We start from the raw sequence: 19,418 nt of genomic DNA, 5'->3' as shown, positions 1-19,418 counted from the left end.
ATGCCAATTTTAACAACTTCTCTCACGCTTAAAGATTTACCTCCTCCTCCATCTTCTAAAAAAGGATGGTGTTGGACAGAAAAAAGTGTAAACTTATCCCAAGAAAGTTCCATCTATCCTCGCATTAGTATTATTACTCCAAGTTATAATCAAGCAGAATTTTTAGAAGAAACAATTCGTTCCGTTCTTTTGCAAGGTTATCCAAATTTAGAATATATTATAATTGATGGAGGAAGTACCGATGGGAGTGTAGAAATTATTCGCAAATACGAACCCTATTTAGCTTATTGGGTCAGTGAAAGCGATCGCGGACAATCCGATGCACTCAACAAGGGTTTTAAACGTGCTACAGGGGATTTAATTGGCTGGCAAAACTCCGATGATACCTATCAGCCTAATGCTTTTGAATATGCAGCTAAAACTTATCTTTCTCATCCAGAAGTTGATGTTATTTATGGGTTAGTTAAGCATATCGATCGCGAGAGTCAATTCATCGCAGACTATCCCGTACAACCTGCTACAATTAAGAATATGATTCCCTATTCTGCGGTGACAAATCATTCGGTTTTTTATACTGCTAAGATTTTTCAGGAAGAGAATTTTATTGATATTAATCTAAAACATTGCATGGATCAAGAATTTATTCTCAGATTATTAATTAAACAATATAAGTTTATTTTTGAGCCTAAAATTATTGCCAATTGGCGGCTTTATGACTTGACAAAATCCTCCCAACAGATGGATATTTGGGCAATAGAAGCCTTTCAGTTATGCCAACAAGTTTATTTTGATAAAACTTGCGATCGCGAGATTCGAGATAAGGCAAAAAGCTGCCTTTATGGACTATGTTTAGATAATTTTGCCAAAGGACGGGCTAAAATTTTTCGTCAAACAGTAGGAGAACTTGTTAAAATGTTTGGAATCCAATCTATTATTAGTGGAATCGGCTTAAAATATGGATTATCTTGGGTAGGTGAAGAGAATTTAAAGAAATTAATTATACTAAAAGAACAAATACGTTCACAAATTTATTCTCAGATAAAATCAAATGGTTAACATTGGTTATCGTCTCGCAAGACTACAAGGAAAAATTACGCGATCGCTTTATCAGAAACAAATGCGTCGAATTATTCGCCGTCCTATTCAACAAGAAAAACGACTCGAAGTTGCTATTTATTCCCTATCCTGTCCCAGAGACTTACCCGAACAAATTGCCAGCATTTGTAGCTTTTTAAATTATGCAGGAATTCCAGAACAATTTACTGTCATTTCTGATGGTTATTCAGATCGAGAATGCCAATTACTGAAAAATCTACATCCTTGTATTGTCGTCATTTCTTTGTCTGAATTTACGCGAGGATTACCTCAAAAAGTTTATGAATATGCAGCGATTAATCCAATGGGAAAAAAACTAGCAGCAATTTTATCTATTCCTGGCGATCGCGTTTCAATTTATACAGATTCAGATATTTTCTTCTTCCCTCAAGCAAAAGAACTGGAAAGTTTAATCCAAACTGCCGATCCTCACTCTTATTATTTACCAGATATCGATCCTGCTTTCGATTTACGAATACTCCAAGAATCAGAACGTGAAAACCCGATTAATGGTGGCTTTATTCTCTTTAAGAAAAAAGCCAATTGGGACTTAGCAATGGAACGATTTTTGAATCTTCAAGAACCTCCTAATTATTTTACAGAACAAACTATGATGCACTTAACCTTACATCGAGAAAAGTCAAAACCATTACCAAAAGATCGGTATATTATGAGTCGAGATGATGAATTTATATTTCGCGATCGCTATGCAACAGAGGAAACTGTATTAAGGCATTATGTCACCCCAGTTCGCCACAAATTTTGGTGCAATCCTCAATATTTAGTTTAAAATAAGTCTAGAGACTTTATTTTCCCACTTTGAAAAATGACCGCAACACAAATTCGCTTATGGACGGTTGAAGAATACCATCAGATGATAGAAGCAGGTATTCTGACAGAAGATGATAAAGTAGAACTTTTAGAGGGTCGTATTGTCCAAATGTCACCTCAAGGTACTTTCCATGCTGGAACAACACAACGAAGCGATGAATACTTGAAAAATAGATTGCGAGGTCTTGCTTCAGTCCGTATTCAACTCCCCATTACCCTAACCACATCCGAACCCGAACCCGATCTTGCAATTGTCCGCATTGATCCTAATTTCTACTACGATCGCCACCCTCATCCAGAAGATATTTTCCTTCTCATTGAAATTGCTTTCACAACATTTAATAAAGATTATCAGGAAAAAGCACCAATTTATGCAAGGGCAAATATCCCCGAATATTGGTTATTAAATGTTAGCGAAAATCGAGCTTATATTTTCCGCGATCCGAGTCCATCTGGCTATCAATCCGAACAACAATTGAATACAACGGAAACTATTGTACCTCTCGCTTTTCCCGATTTAGAAATTTCTTTATCTCAATTGTTTCCTCCTCAAATATAAAATAATAATCAAATAAATTATCTAAAAAATGAGAATCTTATTAATGATTCACATTCCTTTAAAGCCAAATTTGGGCGCATCTCGAGTACAATTAGAACTCGCCGAAGAATGGCAAAAAGAAGGACATATTATTGAAAAATTCGATCTAGAAGATGCTTTTCCTCAGCAAAATCCCTCACTTTTGGCAACTTTAACCCGAGCGCATTTTTCTCAAAAAGCGATCGCCTATATTCGAGAAAATAGACATCGTTTTGATATCATCGACGCACATCAAGGAAACTTGCCTATTTCTAAAACAGCCTTGGGTTTTTCCGGTTTATTAGTGACTCGTTCTGTGGGACTTTATCCATTATACGAACAATTTAATCGCACTGAAATTGCCCAACTTCCCACAACAAACTTGAAGACTAAAATTGTTCATAAATTGTTAAAATGGCGCGATCGCAAAGAACTCAATTATTGTTTTCGTACTTACGAAACCTGTGATATAATTAATCTCCTCAATAGTGACGAAAAACAATATCTCGAACAAACTAAAAAATTGGGCAAAAAATGTGTTGTTTTCCCTTTTGGTCTGTCCCAATCTCGACAAGAAACACTCACTCAAATTGTTAACACTAAAACCTCTCATCCACTCCCTCCTCAAATTGTTTTTATCGGTACATGGTGTCCTCGTAAGGGTTCAAGAGATTGGCAATCAATTGTACAAAAAGTTCGCAACAGTATTCCCAAAGTTCGCTTTCTGTTCTTAGGTACAGGAGTAGGAAGTAAAAAAATTATTGCAGACTTACAATTATCGAGAGAAGACAACATTGAAATTATTCCCAGTTACCATAGCGACGATCTTCCTGAATTATTGAAAAATGCAACCATTGGGGCATTTCCCAGTTATATTGAAGGCTTCGGTTTTGCTGTCTTAGAAAAACTTGCGGCTGGACTGCCTACCGTCGCTTATGATGTTCCTGGGCCTCGCGAAATGTTGCACGACGTGGAAATATCTCTCATGGTAAAAGCAGGAGATATAGACGCATTTAGCAACAAATTAATTGAACTTTTACAATTATCCAAGGGAGATCGCGATCGCCTGTCCCGAGAATGCGTAAAAATTGCCAAACGCTTTTCTTGGCGTAAAATAGCGAAAGATACTCTCAATGTTTATCAAGAGAGTTTGCAAAAATTACCATGAAACCTTCAGAAATTCGCTTAAGTATTGCACTTCTCACCCGCAACCGTCCCTACTCCTTAAATCGCTGCTTACAAAGCCTGCGATCGCAAAATATACAGCCCTTTGAAGTTGTTATTTCCGATGATTCGGATGCACAATGGACAAATGCGATAAAAGAGGTAGCCGATCGCTGGGATTGTCGCTATATTAAAGGAAGTCAACGGGGATTATATGCTAATAGAAACCATGCTGCTTTAGCCTGTCATGGGACCCACATCCGCACAATGGATGACGATCATATCCTTCCTCCCGGTCATTTGCAACAGTGTTTAGACGCGATCGCCATCGATCCCCAAGCCATTTGGACAACAGGAGAATTGGGATTTATTGATGGTAAATTTTACAAAAAAGTTACCGTAGCTAATCAACTTTCTGCCTCGGGGACAGGAATTGGCATTACCAACCCCGATAATAATTGGGGTATTGCTGATGGTTCCACAATTTATCCTCGCTTGATTTACGATCGCGGATTTCGCGCGATCGAAGATTATAATTATGGTGAAAGTTATCTTGAATTTGGGGCATATTTGTATATGAATGGTTTTCGCAGTCGCTGTATTTCGGGGGCTTATATCGAACATTATGCAGAATCGGAAACAATTACCCGTCGTCCCGTTAGTATGTATGAAAGTCGCCTTTATTCGAGTATCTGTTATAATCTCTATTTGCAAAGAAACTATTGCAAATTTCTTCGTTATTTAGCCTCTTATTCTTTCTATTTAGGCAAACATAAAAATCTTCTATTTTATGTTCCAGATATCTTAGCAAAAGTGCGATCGCGATGGGAAAAATCCACAACAAACCTATGAAAATTTTATCAATTAGTAATTGCCCCCTTATCGAGTCTCAAGGTTCGGGATACGTAACTGTTAATTTTTGTAAAGGTTTGAGTCAATTAGGCCATGCAGTCGATAGTTTTGGACCTGATACTTATGAACCTTGGCAATTTATGCGAGGAAGAGCTAATAATTATCGTATTGCTTTAGGAATGTTGGGATTTACCCTCCAACAAATTCGCCAAAAAGATTATGATATTATTGAGTTTTATGGTGGAGATTCCTGGCTAACTGTACTCATTTTAAACTATTTCTGGAAAAACAAATATCTTCTTGTCAGTCATTCTAATGGTTTAGAAACACAATTCAATGAAGTCATGAATAAATATGCAAAACTTTTAAATACGCATCAAAAATGGTATCAAATCGATCAAAGTTTTTTATTTGAAAATGCTTTTAAATTCGCGCATGGAATTGTTACTCAATCTAACTACGATCGCGATTATGCCCTTCAGCACCAATATGGAGACAAAGAACATATCTTGACAATTTCTTCAGGACTATTAGAGGATTATTTAGGGCTATCTGTTGATTTTAATCGCCCTCCTATTTTAGGTTATTGTGGATCGTGGATTGCACGGAAAGGAATTCAACTCATACAACAGGATATTCCGAAAATTCTCAAAGAATTTCCTCAATGTCAGTTCAAGATTATTGGTGTAGGAAAAGATTTTCACAAAGAAGATTATTTTCACATTGAAATTTGCGATCGCATTGAAGTAATTCCTTTTATTGAAAGCAAAAAAGAACTCGCTAAAGTCTATCAATCCATTTCAATTATGCTTGTTCCTTCTATTTATGAGAGTTTTGGTTTGGCGATCGCAGAAGCAATGGCTTGTGGTTGTGCAGTCGTTGCCAGTCGCGTTGGTTTTGCAGCCGATCTTACCTCTGGAAAAGAAATTATTGTATTAAATCAGATTGCCTATTCCGATTTATATAAAAGTGTTAAAATGTTATTAGAAGACGAAAAATTAAGATACAAAATTGCTCAAAATGGATATCAAAAAGTTCAAAATTTAACTTGGAAAAAAGCAATTCAAGAAATCGAAATAGCCTATAATCGTTGGTTAAAAGAGATCGAATTATCTTGAATGTATCTAAGCTATTTTAAAGATTATAGTAAAATCTTGGGCAAAATTATAATTTGAATCGATCGATGTTATTTTTAGCAATAGTATGGCCAATCTTGGCATTTATTTGTTGGTTGATTGGAACAGGTATTTTAGATCGGCTTGATGCCAAATCTCTAGGACAAAAAGGCGATCGTGCAATCCTAGCGATCTGGTTGGGAATATCTTTAATTGCCATGTCTCTCCTCGTTGCTTCTCTATTTGTACCCCTTTCACCAATAGTAGGGTTCCTCATCGCGATCGCATTTATAATTCTAACCTACCACCCTAAAAATACTCCTCAAGCAATCAACACATTGTGGCATCTTTTCTCTTGGCAATGGGGCATTTTTCTCAGTTGTCTCATTCTAATTTTAGCCAATTTAGAATCGCAACAAATTGTTGCTTACGATACTGGGTATTATCACTTTCCGACAATTAAATGGCTATCAGAATACGGTGTTGTTCCAGGATTAAGTTTAATTCACTATCCTCTAGGCTATCCTTCCTCATGGTTGGCATTAGCAGCATCATTCAATGCTGGAATTCTGACCGATCGCACAGCGACAGTAACAGGAGGTTTTGCGATTTTACTAGCATTAGTTCAAGTCGCAATTTGTAGCATCCGAATTAATAGACAAAAACAGCAATTAAGCGATTGGTTTTTTGTTATTTCTGCCTTTCTTTGTCTTCCTGTTCTTGTCTGGTTTAATCTTCCGGTTTCTCCTTCTCCTGATATTGCCGTTACTATTTTGGCAATGGTGATCACTTGGACAATTTTAGTCTTAGCAGAGGAAAGCCCAAATCTCAAGAAACCCCTTTTCAATCCTTATCTCATTCCTATTATTTTAGCCATAACTGCCGTTACCAGTAAATTAAGTGCATTACCCTTACTATTAACTGCTATAATATTTTTTAATTTTAGTACTTCTTTTCAATGGAAACGAATGATTAGAGGAGGAGTTTTTGTTATCATTTTACTCTTCCCGTTATTTACTTATGCTATCATTGCAACAGGATGTCCTCTCTTTCCTTCTTCCTTATTCTGTTTTGATTTTTTACCTTGGTCTCTTGGTACAGATACAGTTCAAGCAATTTCTCAAATTATCCAAGACTGTGCGAGATGGACCTGTCCTTCCTCAACACCTCTAAACTATCAAACATGGGAATGGATGGAAAGTTGGTTACAAGAAGAAGAACGTGCCGTCTTTTTAATCCTTTTCTCTATTCCAGCCTTTTTTATCTTGCAAAAACAAAAACAAGTTGCTGGTAAAAATCATTTAATTGGATTAGGTGCGATCGGAACAATTTTTGTGATGTATGGAAGCCCTTACCTAAGAATAGGAATTACCTACTTTTTTGTCATTCCTGCTTTACTACTTGCTATTTATTTCCATCAGCGTTCTCCTTGGCAAATAACAGGAATTTGGGTTATTTTTGGAACGGCAAATTTATGGCTTAATCTATCCCTAACTTTGATATTATTGCTCAGTTTGTCTACCATTTTTAGTGTTCTGGTGTGGCGATATCATCGCACAATCAAAGCATACTTTGTTTTGGCTTTTTTGTTACTGCTTGTCAGCTTAGTTCCTCTTAAAACGACTTTGAGTTCCTCAGAGCATCAAATCCATTGGTTATCACCCGATCGCATCAAAACCCTCGATCCTTCTTATTTTGTTCAGCGCAAAACTAATGATATTATTTATCTTACTCCCAATCCTAATTATAAATGGGAACGATCGCCTGGTTTCATTACTTCAGAAGATCGTTGTTGGAATGCGGAACTTCCTTGTACTCCTTCTCTAACGCATCAAAATATTCGCTTACGCAATCCTGAAAAAGGACTAGCAGGAGGATTTGAGAAAATCTCTACCAACAAATAAGTTATATTCGCCCTTTATTCTAATGAAAAAAATGATTAATTTTATTAATTCAATTAAACAAAAAAAACTTTTTCCAGCATTTTGTATATCATTTTCTTTAGTCAGCTTACTATTTTTTATCGGTTTTTTATATCCTTTAACCGTCAAAGATGATATCGCTTTACTTCTCAATTCTGTGCAGCAATTTGTTCGCGGAGAAACACCATTTTTACACTTTGTTAACCTACCGAATGCAACAGATTTAGCTCAAAATGAAAACACTTGGCTTGTGTGGTATCCCCCTGGAATTACTGTCTTACTTTATCCTTTACACGCATTGGGAATTCCTTTAGGGATCAGTAGTAAATTAACAGCTTATTTCTTCTATTTATCAGGCTGTTTTGGCTGGATAACTCTTGCCAGTCGAGTTGGTATCGATCGCATAAGTCTGAGTATTTTTGCCTGTATTCTGCCTTTTTATTCTACAGTTTTAGGAATTGGTGGAGCAACAGAGCTAATCAACGGTGAAGTATTCCCATTTGGAATTATGCCGTGGTTATTTTTATATGTTCTATTTGTAACTGACTTATTAAATAAAAGTATAATAAATAATAAGAAAAAAGTAACCAATTTATCTCTCCTTTCTTTTCTTTTAGGATTGATTTATTGGCTAAAATATTCAGCATTTATTGTAGCTTTCTGTTTATTTTTATATTTGCATTATCATTGGCTCATAAAATACAAACAAAAAACTCATTTAAGAGAAAAAATTATAGGGACTTTCCTGAGTGTTTTACTTTTTTTGATTCCTTATCTATTATTAGGTCAAATCAACTTTATTTTTTCTCAGTCTTATGATTATATCAATCAAGCTGCAAGTTCCACAGAGTTTTCTCATTATTACGATCCAACCAATCATGGCATATTTCTCTTGATTGCTTTAATTGGAACTGCTGGATTATCATTATTTCAAGCATCTCAATTATTTACTCATCTCATCTATTTTAATACTTCTTTTAATCCTTTTATTGATTGGTCTTTTAATGAAAAAGGTATTCCTTTATCTATCATTGGTGTTCTGGGAACATTATTAATAATCTGGCTTGTTTTGAGAGCGCGAAAAATCATCGATACAAAGTTTCTTATTTTTGCTTGTTGGACGGGTTTTTCTCCATTATTTGTTTTAGCTTACTTAGCGCAAAAGCTAAACTATAATTATTTAATCTACAATACTCGCCATGCTTCCAGTTCCTTTTTACTAATCGAAGCCGTTGTAGTAGCAAGTCTCTGGAATTTACTCACTCAAACCTTCCAGAAACAGAATTACCAGACAATACAAAAAAAAGTAATTGTTTTAAGCATAATCTCTTTTTTAGTTATTCTTCCTAATCTTTTTCACATTTCTTTTTTCTTTAAAGACAAAGTGATTGAACGTCTTTCTGGTTTTCCCTATATACCCACTGAAAATCAGCTTTATATCCCAATTTTATCAAAAACTAATCTTAATCCCATTGTCTCCAAAATCCATTCTGTTATTACATCACCTCAAGATATTATTGTTTTGGCAATTGATGAAAATACAAATTTTGAAGCATGGTTAGAAATGAAACAGCACACGATTCCTTTACTCAGAGCAGATGGTGCTTTTTTTCAAAGTCACGGAGGTAAACTGAGTATTTATAGCAATCAACCCTTTCTATCTTCTCAGAATTTACGAGTGATTTTAGTTGTTTCTCCACTCATTGAAAATGACCCTCAACGACTTCTCAAACTGAAAGAGAGGTTTCCTCAAGCATTAACTTGGAATAAACTAGATATTGCAAACGATTTAGATGCGAGTGTTTCAGTTTATTTTTCAGATCTCAATCTTGATTAAAATTTATGTTGCTAAAAGACTCAAAAATCTTATTTCAAATTGTTCCCCGTCTTCCCCCCTCAATTGATGGATTAGGAGACTATTCCTTAAATTTAGCAAGACAACTCGATCGCGACTTTGCGATTCAAACGCATTTTATTATTGGTAATCCTCATTGGCAAGGAAAAGAAACAATTGAAGGATTTGCAATCAGTCAAATTTCTCGGCGATCGCCACAATCTCTGCTGTCCCTATTACCCCGAGAATACCCTATTTTTCTCAATTATGAAGGATACGGCTATGCTCAACGCGGCTATCCTCTTTGGTTGCTGCAAGGATTACAACAATGGCGAAAAGAATCTCAACAACCTTTGATTACCATGTTTCACGAAATTTATCCCTATCATCACGGTCCTCCCTGGACAAGTTCATTTTGGCTATCTCCTTGGCAAAAAAAACTCGCCACCCAATTATTACAAATTAGCGATCGCGCGATAACCAGCAAACAAAGTTATGCCGATCTTCTTCAACAGTTAAGCCGCAAAAAAAATCAGGAAATATTAGTTCTACCCGTATTTTGTAATATTGGTGAACCACAAAATATTCTTCCCTTAAAACAACGTCGGCGACGGATCGTGATTTTTGGACACTATAACAGTCGAACCCTCGTTTATCGAGATAATTTACCCATTCTCGAAAACGTTTGTCAAGCCTTAGAGATTCAGGAAATCTATGATATTGGTGTGCCTACGGGTTTAAAATTGCCACAAGTTAATAATATCACCGTGACAGAAATGGGAGTGACAAACGCCGAGACGATCGGTCAATTAATGTTAGACGCAGTTGCAGGTTTTTTATGCTTTATCCCTCCCGAATATTTAGCAAAATCAGGGGTATTTGCCTCTTATTGCGCTCATGGCGTGATTCCAATTTTAACGGGATATCCTGCTAATGCAACTGATGGTTTAGAACGCGATCGGCATTATTATTTAGCAGATAGTGATTGTTCTACCTTAAATTTAAAACAAGGACAGACTATTGCCAATTGCGCTCGAGACTGGTATTCCCATCACACCTTACAAAAACAAGCAAGAGAAATTCTTAGGCTTTTTAATTCTCTTAGTAGTACTTTTAGATAGCAATTCTCGCGCAGTATTCTCTCAATTGACACGGGGATCGCGAGTTAAATGCCCGATCGCGTCTGTATCTCATTCTCGGGAAAGATAAAGAAAATATAAATAAAGTGTTATATTTAACATTACAGATTCCGATCGCATTCTCGATAATCCCGGTAGTATTATCCCTAATGAAACACGCTTATACGACGACAAATGCTGAGGTTGAGACCTATTCAGGCAATACCCTCAACCAAAGCTCCCAATCTTATCGGGCATTAGCGAGAGTGATCGATCGCATCCGACGTTCCCTTGATATTGAGACTATTTTTTCTACCACAACTCGCGAAGTTCGTCAACTCCTTGCCGCCGAAAGAGTTGCCATTTTTCGCTTTAACCCCGATTGGAGTGGGGAATTTGTCGCGGAATCTTTAGCGAGTGGTTGGACTCCTCTGGTGGAAAATTACCACCGTTCTATCATTGCCGATAGTTTTCTGAAAGACAATCAAGGAGGACGGTATCGCCATAATGAAAGCGCGATCGTCAATGATATTTACCAAACAAGTTTTTCCCCTTGTCACATCGAACTTTTGGAAAAACTCCAAGCCAGAGCCTATATTATCGTTCCAATCCTACAAGGGGAAAACCTCTGGGGCTTATTGGCAGCTTATCAGAACTCTCAGTCCCGTCAGTGGCAAGAATACGAAGCCGAATTTCTCGCCCAAATTGGCGCTCATCTCGGCATTGCTCTCCAACAAGCAGAATACCTCAAACAAACCCAAGAGCAGGCCGCTCAACTGGCGATCGCCAAGGAACGGGAAAAAGCCGCCCAACGCCATAAAACCCTAGTCAGTACCATCGATAGAATTCGCCGTTCCCTTAACATCGATACCATCTTTGAGACCACCACTCAAGAGGCATTACAACTTCTGGAAAGCGATCGCGTTGTTATTTATCACTTTAATGCCGATTGGAGCGGTCAGATCGTCGCCGAAGCGATCGCCCCCGGTTGGACTCCCCTAATGAAAGATCGGGGTTTTATTGCCGATACGATGTTGCAAGAAACCCAAGGTGGGCGTTATCGTCGCAATCAAACTACAGTGATTGACGATATTTATAAAACGCAATATTCTGCCTGTCATATCAAACTCCTCGAAAACTTGGAAGCTAGAGCCTGTATTATTGTTCCTATCCTGCAAGGAGATATTCTCTGGGGACTCCTGGCAACCTACCAGAATGCCCAACCCCGTCACTGGCAAGAATATGAAGTGGATTTACTGGCTCAAATCGGGACGCAATTGGGAATAGCCCTACAACAGGCAGAATTATTAAAAACCACTCAAACCCAAGCTGACGAACTTTCCCGCACCCTGAAAGAACTACGACAGACCCAAAGCCAATTAATTCAAAGCGAAAAAATGGCAGGTTTGGGACAAATGGTGGCAGGAATTGCCCATGAAATCAATAATCCCGTTAATTTTATCTTTGGTAATCTCGTTCATGTAGATGGTTATGTTCGAGATTTAGTCGATTTAATCGATACTTATGACAAAGCCTATCCCGTCCCCCAGGATGGTGTTTGCCAAAAAATTGACGAGATCGATCTTGATTTTGTCAGAGAAGATTTGCCTAAAATTATTGAATCAATGCGAATGGGGAGCGATCGCATTCGGAAAATCGTTCTTTCCTTACGAACCTTCTCTCGACTTGACGAAGCAGAAATCAAGGCAGTAGATATTCACGATGGGTTAGAAAGTACCCTCTTAATTTTGCAACATCGCTGGAACTCTCATGGCGATCGCCCAATTCAACTGCTTAAAGACTATGGCGATTTACCCTTAGTTGAGTGCTATCCCGCCCCCCTCAATCAAGTATTTATGAACCTCCTCACTAATGCTATCGATGCGATCGAGGAATGTAACTCCAAGGAAGATGCGACCATATTAATTCGCACCAGCGCAGAAGGCGATCGCGTCAATATTGAGATTGCTGATAATGGTAGCGGGATTTCCGAAGCCGCGCGATCGCGAATTTTCGATCCCTTTTTCACCACCAAAAGAGTCGGCAAAGGAACGGGTTTAGGACTTTCTATTAGCTATCAAATTATCGTTGAAAAGCATGGCGGTCAATTGGATTGTGTTTCTCAAGTGGGTCAAGGAACTCAATTCCGCATTTCTATTCCCATTCATACACCAAAATTGTAAGAGAATCGCTCCGATTTCCCAAACCCGGCGATCGAACGCTTAAAATTGAACAAATAACCTTCTATTTGGATTTGGTGATTTCCCATGACTACTACTGTGGCTAACTCCCCATATACCGACCAACAAATTGCTGCATGGCTGCGCGGCTTGCTAACCATCGCTTGGGCTGACGGTCACTTCGATCCCGAAGAACAAGAATTGATCGCCCAACTCACCCAAGATGAACTCGCCCCCGCTACAGCATTAGGTTCATTAGAACCCATTTCTCCCCAAGATTTGGCCGCCATTCTCGGAGGCGATCGCGACACTGCCGAAAACTTTATCAGAACAGCAGTTATGATGGCCTTGGCCAATGGCGTATATTCCCTCGAAGAAGCCAAAGTGATTAATGAATTTCTCGACGCTTTGGGATTAGAGGTGAAAGCCTTAAAATCTTTAGAACAGACCCTTTACGACCCCGAAAAACACAAACTCGAAACCAATGCCCTCAACCCTCCGCAAGATCCCTCTGTTGACGTTTTGGCACCGGTAAGAGATTGGTTAGAGGGAATGGACATGAAAGACCCTCGCGTTGCCCGTTTTGTCTGTAAAATGGTTCCCCCGCAATGTCCTTTTGAACGAGATATTAAACTTTTTGGCCATAAAATTGTGCATATTCCCCCCATGTGCAAGCTCAATCCCCTTTACGATCAATTAGTGGGTTTGCGTTTCCGCGCCCTCACCTATCTTGCCGATGATTGTGAAGAAGATGTCTCGAAATATTGTTAAAGGGCTAATTACCCATGATCCATTACCCATTACCCATTACCCAAATGCAATTTATCGACCAAGCAGAAATTGAAGTACAAGCTGGCAATGGAGGGGATGGAGTCGTTGCCTTTCGCCGGGAAAAATACGTCCCGGCAGGGGGTCCGTCCGGGGGAAACGGAGGACGGGGTGGTTCTATCTTTTTAAAAGCCTCAGAACGCCTGCAAACCCTCTTAGATTTCAAATATGCTCGTTACTTCAAAGCAGATCATGGTAAGCGGTGCGGTTCTAATAATTGTACTGGGGCATCAGGAAAAGACTTAGAAATTGAGGTGCCTTGCGGGACAATTGTTTACGATTTGGATCGCGAAGAAACCATCGCCGATTTAGTGCATCCTTCGCAAATTTTTTGTATTGCCAAAGGCGGCAAAGGAGGCTTAGGAAATAAGTGTTTTCTCAGCAATCAAAATCGCGCTCCACAACAGGCTTTACCGGGTTTAGATGGGGAACAATATCGCTTGCGTTTGGAGTTAAAATTACTGGCAGAGGTGGGAATTATTGGCTTACCTAATGCAGGAAAATCTACCTTAATTTCCTCCCTCTCTTCTGCCCGTCCTAAAATTGCCAATTATCCCTTTACTACCCTCATTCCCAATTTGGGCGTTGTTCGCAAACCATCGGGAGATGGGACGGTATTTGCAGATATACCAGGATTAATTGCCGGTGCCCACGCGGGAATTGGCTTGGGACACGAATTTTTACGCCATATCGAACGCACCCGCTTATTAGTGCATTTAGTTGATAGTACCGCAGATAATCCTCTTGAAGATTATCGCATCATTCAAGCTGAATTAGCGGCTTATGGGAAGGGATTGAGCGATCGCCAGCAAATTATCGCCCTCAATAAATTGGATGCGATCGATGCAGAATTGCAAGATTTTCTCACAGCCGAATTTGCAACAATCACAGATTCGCCAATTTTTGCCGTTTCCGCAGTGACGCGATCGGGACTCGATCTCCTCTTACAAAGTATTTGGCAACATTTGGATGAATTGCAGGAAAAACAGGTGCATCTCAAATTTGTAAATCTATAATTCAGTTAAAAAGGATTTACTAGCAGAAGTGAGATGGGGAGAGCGAGTGATATAGAGACATACCACAAACTCGCTAACACGGATTTTGCCCCCGTATTCACCATTCTAATTCTAGTAAGTGTGAGTATTTTGGTGATAGGCGATCGCGTTTGGTTAATTTGCAGAGAAGGCGATCGCCTCTCCCGTCTCTTGACACTTTTACGGGTTCTAGACGTTACAATTGAAGAGTTGAATTGACAAGACAAGAGAGGGAATCTTGAATATAGTTCAAAAAGCCTTCTATTTTGGCATGGGAGTGGCTTCCTACGCTGGCGAAAAAGCGGGAGAACAGTTAAAACAGTTGCGAGTTCAGGCTCAAAAACTAGCAGATGAAATGGTACAGCGCGGAGAACTCAGTGCTGAAGAAGCCAATAAGTTTGTAGACGATCTGGTGAAAAAGGCACAGCAACCTGTTGTGGAAGAAGAATCCCCCCCGAAACAGAAAGAACCTCGACGTATCGAGATTTCTGAGGAGGAAGAATCTTCTCCCGGAGATAGCAAACAAACAGAAGATGCAGACCGTTTGCGTAGTCAAGTGGAAGCGTTAAAAGAAAAACTCAATCGATTACAAAAAGAATAGCTTTTTTGTAGAATTTAAAATAAGGAAAAAACATTCAATATCAATCAATTGAACATGAGTCAAAGCGATATTATTACTTCCCCAGAGGTGAAATATGGGGAAAGATTAATCAATGAAGGAGAACTAATTACTTTTCCCAATCCTCGCATTGGGCGAAAATACGATATCCAGATTACTTTACCGGAATTTACTTGTAAATGTCCCTTTTCTGGCTATCCTGATTTTGCTACGATTTATCTAACTTACTCTCCCAATCTGCGGGTGGTAGAACTCAAAGCATTAAAACTATATATCAATAGTTACCGCGATCGCTATATTTCCCATGAGGAATCGGTAAATCAAATTTTAGATGATTTTGTGGCAGCTTGCGATCCCTTGGCAGTGACGGTTAAGGGTGATTTTACTCCTCGAGGAAATGTCCATACTGTTATTGAAGTACAACATCAAAAAGAAGGTTATTAACTCTTAATATGGCGATCGCCTGTTACTTTGGCGATCGCCGGAATCAATTAAATTTAAGTGCGATCGCAATAACGATTAAGTTCTGTTACCAAGCGATCTTCCACCTCGGTAGCAACTTGTAAGCCATCAAGGGCAGCAAAAGCAGCTTCGCGGTTTTCTGCTGTAAAAGCATCGATAAAACGTCTTGTCATGAGGCTGGTTTGCCGATACATGGCGATAAATTCTTGACGATATCCATTCAAAGTATCATCATTTAAGGGTAAATTTGCCATGTCATTAGCTGCTTCATCAATTAAATTGGTAGCCGTTAAAAGGGCTTGGAGTTCATCTTCACCTTCGTCTGAGGTTGCTGACTGTGTTGCTGTGACGGCTTCATTGGCAATATTAATAACAAGATCGCATTGAGTGACTTTGGTATTCTGCGCGAAGGCGATCGAGGGCATCAAAGTCGTCAAAGAAACATAACTTAAGGTAAAGATACCAGCATAAATAGCAAGATTTGAGATTGTCTTTTTGATTTTCATTTTGATCGAGGATGAAAAAGAGGCGATCGCGGTTATGAGCAATTAATATTTACTCATAACCTTGGCTCGATTTAACTTTTTTGAGAAGAGGGAATGGTAATATCAACGATCTTGACATTATCATCTAAATTGCTCAAAGGCGGTTGAATATCTGCTGAATTGCCAACCACTAAAGTTGTGAGGCGATCGGGATAGAGATATTTTTGAGCCACCCTCTGCACATCTTCAATAGTCGTGGCTTTAATTCCTCGTTGGTATTGGAAAATATAATCCGGAGGATAGCCATAAAATTCATAACGCATTAAGCGTTGAATTGTTTGCCCGGGTTCTTGAAAGTTGAAAACAAAAGAGTTAAGAATAGACTCTTTCGCATAGTCTAACTCTTCTTGCGAGATGGGGGAAGTACGCAGGACTTCAATTTCTTTAAAAATGGCTTGAATAAACGGCACCGTTGCATCCGATCGCGTTTGTCCTCCCGCAATAAACATCCCAGGATAATCGTATTGAGGACTCCAAAACCCATAGACTGAATAAGCCAACCCTTGGCGCGATCGCACTTCATTAAATAATCGTCCGCCAAATCCATTTAAGACCCCATTTAAGACACTCAAAGCTGGATAATCAGGATTTTTTAAGATTCCTCCCAAATGACCGATCTGAATGTAACTTTGGGTCAGTTGAGGTTGTTCGACAAAAAAAGTACCGCTTTTTTGTCGATCGGAAATATTGGGAATAGGTGGCAATGGATCGGTGGCTTTCGGTTGCCAACGTCCAAATTTTTCCGCAATTAAGGCTTTCATGCGATCGCGATCGAAGTCCCCAATAATTCCTAACAACATTTGCTCTGGACGGAAAGAGCGATGATAAAAATCAATCAAATCTTGCCGAGAAATATTATCGAGATATTCGTATTCTATTGTACGAGCATAAGGACTTTTATCGCCGTAAATCAGCTTAGAAAATTCTCGACTGGCAATACTATCGGGATCGTCATTTCGCCGAGCAATTCCCCCTTCAATCTGCTTTTTTGCTAACTCAAATTGTGCGGTATCGAAGGCAGGTTCTTGAATGACTTCAGCAAAGAGACTAAAAACTTGTTCTAAATCTTCACTGAGGGTATTAAATCCTGCACTTCCTGACGTTTCTCCAATATCTGTTTCCACAGAAGCGGCAAGACTTTCCAAGATTTCGTTTAACTCATTGGGAGGATGTTTCTGGGTTCCTCCACTCCGCATTACTGCCCCAGTGAGTCCGGCTAAACCGATTTTATCGGCGGGTTCTAAACGAGAACCGGTTTTAAATAAAGCCGTTCCTCCCACAAGAGGTAATTCTCGATCTTGGACGAGATAAACGACAATACCATTATCGAGTTGATAGCGATCGTAGTCAGGAAGTTGAACTTCTGAAAGCGGGGGGAATTCCAGTTCGTCGTAATGTTTTGGAGTTGCAGCCGTCACCGATCGCGCCGAAAATGCAATCAAAAGTAACGTACTTACAAACAATACCAACCACTTGAAATAGTTTTGTGTTTTTTTCATTCTTGTTTTAGAGAATAGGGAATAAAAGAACAATTTCATTTCAGCATTCATTCTTCGTCCGTCAAAAGTCGTCCAATGGTTTTATTTTCTGAGGTGAATGTTAGGTTAGCAACCCGTAAAATATCCTCGGCAGTTACTGCTCCAATTTTATTCAATTGCTCGAATAAATTGCGCCAAGTTCCTGTTTTTGCTTGATATTCGACGAGGTAATAAGCCATCCCTTGATTAGAATCTAAAGTATAAAGAACATCGGCACGTGCCTGAGTTTTAACCCGTTCTAATTCTTCCAAGGTCACGGGTTCTGTTTTTAAACGTTCGATTTCCCGATCTAAGGCGGCCTCTACTTCTTCTAAAGTATGGCCGGGAGCCGTGGTTGCATACAACATCATTAAGTTAGGATACTTATCTCCCGGAAATCCCGTAAATCCTGATGCACTGAGAGCAATTTGCTGTTCTTCGACTAAAGATTTATAAAGGCGAGATGTGCGACCGTTGCTCAAAATTGCCACGATCGCATCGTAAACAGCGCTATCGGGATGGTTGAGGGAAGGACGGTGAAAGCCTTCTAGGTAAATGGGTTCAGACTTGAGTTTTAAGGACACTTCGCGGGTTTCTCGTTGCGGAGGTTCTACGAGAGTGACTTCTGGAGGGATAGGTTTCGCGGAGTAGCGGCTAAAATAAGTTTGCGCCAGTTCTCGGACGCGATCGGGATAGACATCTCCGACGATGGCTACGGTAATATTATTCGGTACATAATAGATATCGAAAAAATTTCGCACATCTTCCGGCGTTAAATTGCGAATATCTTCGTTGTAACCAATAATAGGACGTTTGTAGGGGTGAACGGTGAAGGCGGCATCTTGAAAGGCTTCAACCAACTGTCCAACGGGGGAATTATCGGTACGCCACCGCCGTTCCTCGAGAATAACATCTTGTTCCTTGAAGAATTCGCGAAAGACGGGATCGAGAAAGCGTTCCGACTCGAGGGACATCCAAAGTTCAAGTTTATTGGCGGGCAAACTATAACTATAAACGGTGAAATCGATTGAAGTTGCTGCATTTAAACCTTGTCCCCCTGCTTGTTCGACGATTTGGCCGAATTGGTTTTTAATACTGAGATCGTCAGCCTGTTTTTGCACTTCGAGGAATTCAGCTTCCAGTTTTTTGGCTTCTTCGCTGCGATCGCCGGCGATCGCCGCTTTTTTTTCAGCAACCAGTTCATCAAGGCGATCGAGGAGAGATTTTTCGGTTTTGTAGTCTCGAGTCCCGATGCGACTGGTTCCTTTAAAGGCAAGGTGTTCGAGAAAATGAGCAACTCCTGTTTGTCCATCAGGTTCGTCAACCCCTCCCACATCAGCATAGGTGGCAAAGGAAATAACTGGGGCTTCGTGACGTTCCAAAACAATGAATTTCAAGCCATTGTCCAAGGTAAATTCCGTTACCTTTTCGATCGCGCGATCGAGATAGGGTTGTAGATTCGCTTGAGAAGCCGAGGTCGTCTGTTGGGCGAAAGCACGGCTGGGAAGCAAACTCCAAGCCAGAACCGCAATACAGAAGTAACAAAAGAGTTTTTGCCAAAGCGCTAGTCGTTTCATTAGTGACAGTTACAAAGAGAGATCGCAATAAATAACACTATTGTACGATAAAGATTGATGCGTAGGTCTAGATTAAGAAAGATCGTATTTTATTCTTAATCTTTTTCCACATCCTTAACCTAAAATAGCTTTTTTTGACAAAGATTGC

At 39.4% G+C, this 19,418-nt stretch carries 18 protein-coding genes; 15 read left to right on the top strand and 3 right to left on the bottom strand.

Features of this window, described 5'->3' with window-relative positions:
* The 15 genes from VB714_RS00725 to queF all read left to right on the top strand — a co-directional run bounded on the left by VB714_RS00725 (position 1) and on the right by queF (position 15,613).
* The gene (locus VB714_RS00725) at positions 1–1,056 is read left to right on the top strand and encodes a glycosyltransferase family 2 protein (protein ID WP_323220163.1); all 1,056 of its coding nucleotides are present in this window, start codon (positions 1–3) and stop codon (positions 1,054–1,056) included.
* Entirely contained in the window at positions 1,049–1,885 is an 837-nt protein-coding gene (locus tag VB714_RS00720) for a hypothetical protein (protein WP_323220161.1), read from the top strand. The genes VB714_RS00725 and VB714_RS00720 overlap by 8 nt, the downstream gene beginning before the upstream one ends.
* A gap of 36 nt (positions 1,886–1,921) precedes the next feature.
* Positions 1,922–2,485: a Uma2 family endonuclease gene (locus tag VB714_RS00715; RefSeq protein ID WP_323220159.1), complete on the top strand. Its 564-nt coding sequence runs from the start codon at positions 1,922–1,924 to the stop codon at positions 2,483–2,485.
* A 28-nt stretch (positions 2,486–2,513) separates the two neighbouring features.
* Positions 2,514–3,671, top strand: a complete 1,158-nt coding sequence (locus VB714_RS00710; protein ID WP_323220157.1) for a glycosyltransferase family 4 protein — start codon at positions 2,514–2,516, stop codon at positions 3,669–3,671.
* Positions 3,668–4,519 carry a glycosyltransferase family 2 protein gene (locus VB714_RS00705; RefSeq protein ID WP_323220155.1) on the top strand — a complete coding sequence of 284 codons (852 nt, stop codon included), beginning with the start codon at positions 3,668–3,670 and terminating at the stop codon, positions 4,517–4,519. The genes VB714_RS00710 and VB714_RS00705 overlap by 4 nt, the downstream gene beginning before the upstream one ends.
* Before the next feature lie 77 nt (positions 4,520–4,596).
* Positions 4,597–5,637 (top strand): glycosyltransferase family 4 protein, encoded by a 1,041-nt coding sequence (locus VB714_RS00700; RefSeq protein WP_323220153.1) that lies wholly within the window; start codon positions 4,597–4,599, stop codon positions 5,635–5,637.
* Positions 5,638–5,702: 65 nt separating this feature from the next.
* The gene (locus VB714_RS00695) at positions 5,703–7,538 is read left to right on the top strand and encodes an LIC_10190 family membrane protein (RefSeq protein ID WP_416309569.1); all 1,836 of its coding nucleotides are present in this window, start codon (positions 5,703–5,705) and stop codon (positions 7,536–7,538) included.
* Between the two features lie 31 nt (positions 7,539–7,569).
* Entirely contained in the window at positions 7,570–9,393 is a 1,824-nt protein-coding gene (locus VB714_RS00690) for a hypothetical protein (RefSeq protein ID WP_323220149.1), read from the top strand.
* Positions 9,394–9,398: 5 nt separating this feature from the next.
* The gene (locus VB714_RS00685) at positions 9,399–10,511 is read left to right on the top strand and encodes a hypothetical protein (RefSeq protein WP_323220147.1); all 1,113 of its coding nucleotides are present in this window, start codon (positions 9,399–9,401) and stop codon (positions 10,509–10,511) included.
* A 167-nt stretch (positions 10,512–10,678) separates the two neighbouring features.
* Positions 10,679–12,691, top strand: coding sequence for a GAF domain-containing protein (locus VB714_RS00680; protein WP_323220145.1), 2,013 nt, complete (start codon positions 10,679–10,681; stop codon positions 12,689–12,691).
* 84 nt (positions 12,692–12,775) lie between these two features.
* Entirely contained in the window at positions 12,776–13,459 is a 684-nt protein-coding gene (locus tag VB714_RS00675; protein ID WP_323220143.1) for a Mo-dependent nitrogenase C-terminal domain-containing protein, read from the top strand.
* A 44-nt stretch (positions 13,460–13,503) separates the two neighbouring features.
* The gene (gene obgE, locus VB714_RS00670) at positions 13,504–14,532 is read left to right on the top strand and encodes a GTPase ObgE (protein ID WP_416309570.1); all 1,029 of its coding nucleotides are present in this window, start codon (positions 13,504–13,506) and stop codon (positions 14,530–14,532) included.
* Positions 14,533–14,565: 33 nt separating this feature from the next.
* Entirely contained in the window at positions 14,566–14,769 is a 204-nt protein-coding gene (locus VB714_RS00665) for a hypothetical protein (RefSeq protein ID WP_323220139.1), read from the top strand.
* Between the two features lie 19 nt (positions 14,770–14,788).
* Positions 14,789–15,151 (top strand): phasin family protein, encoded by a 363-nt coding sequence (locus VB714_RS00660; RefSeq protein ID WP_323220137.1) that lies wholly within the window; start codon positions 14,789–14,791, stop codon positions 15,149–15,151.
* A 54-nt stretch (positions 15,152–15,205) separates the two neighbouring features.
* The gene (gene queF / locus VB714_RS00655; protein ID WP_323220135.1) at positions 15,206–15,613 is read left to right on the top strand and encodes a preQ(1) synthase; all 408 of its coding nucleotides are present in this window, start codon (positions 15,206–15,208) and stop codon (positions 15,611–15,613) included.
* Positions 15,614–15,666: 53 nt separating this feature from the next.
* Here queF and VB714_RS00650 read toward each other — a convergent pair whose 3' ends face one another.
* The 3 genes from VB714_RS00650 to VB714_RS00640 form a co-directional block, all read right to left on the bottom strand.
* Positions 15,667–16,137 (bottom strand): hypothetical protein, encoded by a 471-nt coding sequence (locus tag VB714_RS00650; protein ID WP_323220133.1) that lies wholly within the window; start codon positions 16,135–16,137, stop codon positions 15,667–15,669.
* A gap of 71 nt (positions 16,138–16,208) precedes the next feature.
* Positions 16,209–17,675, bottom strand: a complete 1,467-nt coding sequence (locus VB714_RS00645) for a pitrilysin family protein (protein ID WP_323220131.1) — start codon at positions 17,673–17,675, stop codon at positions 16,209–16,211.
* Positions 17,676–17,722: 47 nt separating this feature from the next.
* The gene (locus tag VB714_RS00640; RefSeq protein ID WP_323220129.1) at positions 17,723–19,270 is read right to left on the bottom strand and encodes a pitrilysin family protein; all 1,548 of its coding nucleotides are present in this window, start codon (positions 19,268–19,270) and stop codon (positions 17,723–17,725) included.
* Positions 19,271–19,418 lie beyond the last annotated feature (148 nt).

Origin of the sequence: Spirulina sp. 06S082, assembly GCF_034932145.1 — a bacterium.
Taxonomy (GTDB): Bacteria; Cyanobacteriota; Cyanobacteriia; order Cyanobacteriales; family Spirulinaceae; genus CCY15215.
The sequence above is the reverse complement of the archived record's forward strand: the minus strand, read 5'-3'. Positions and strand labels throughout refer to the sequence as shown.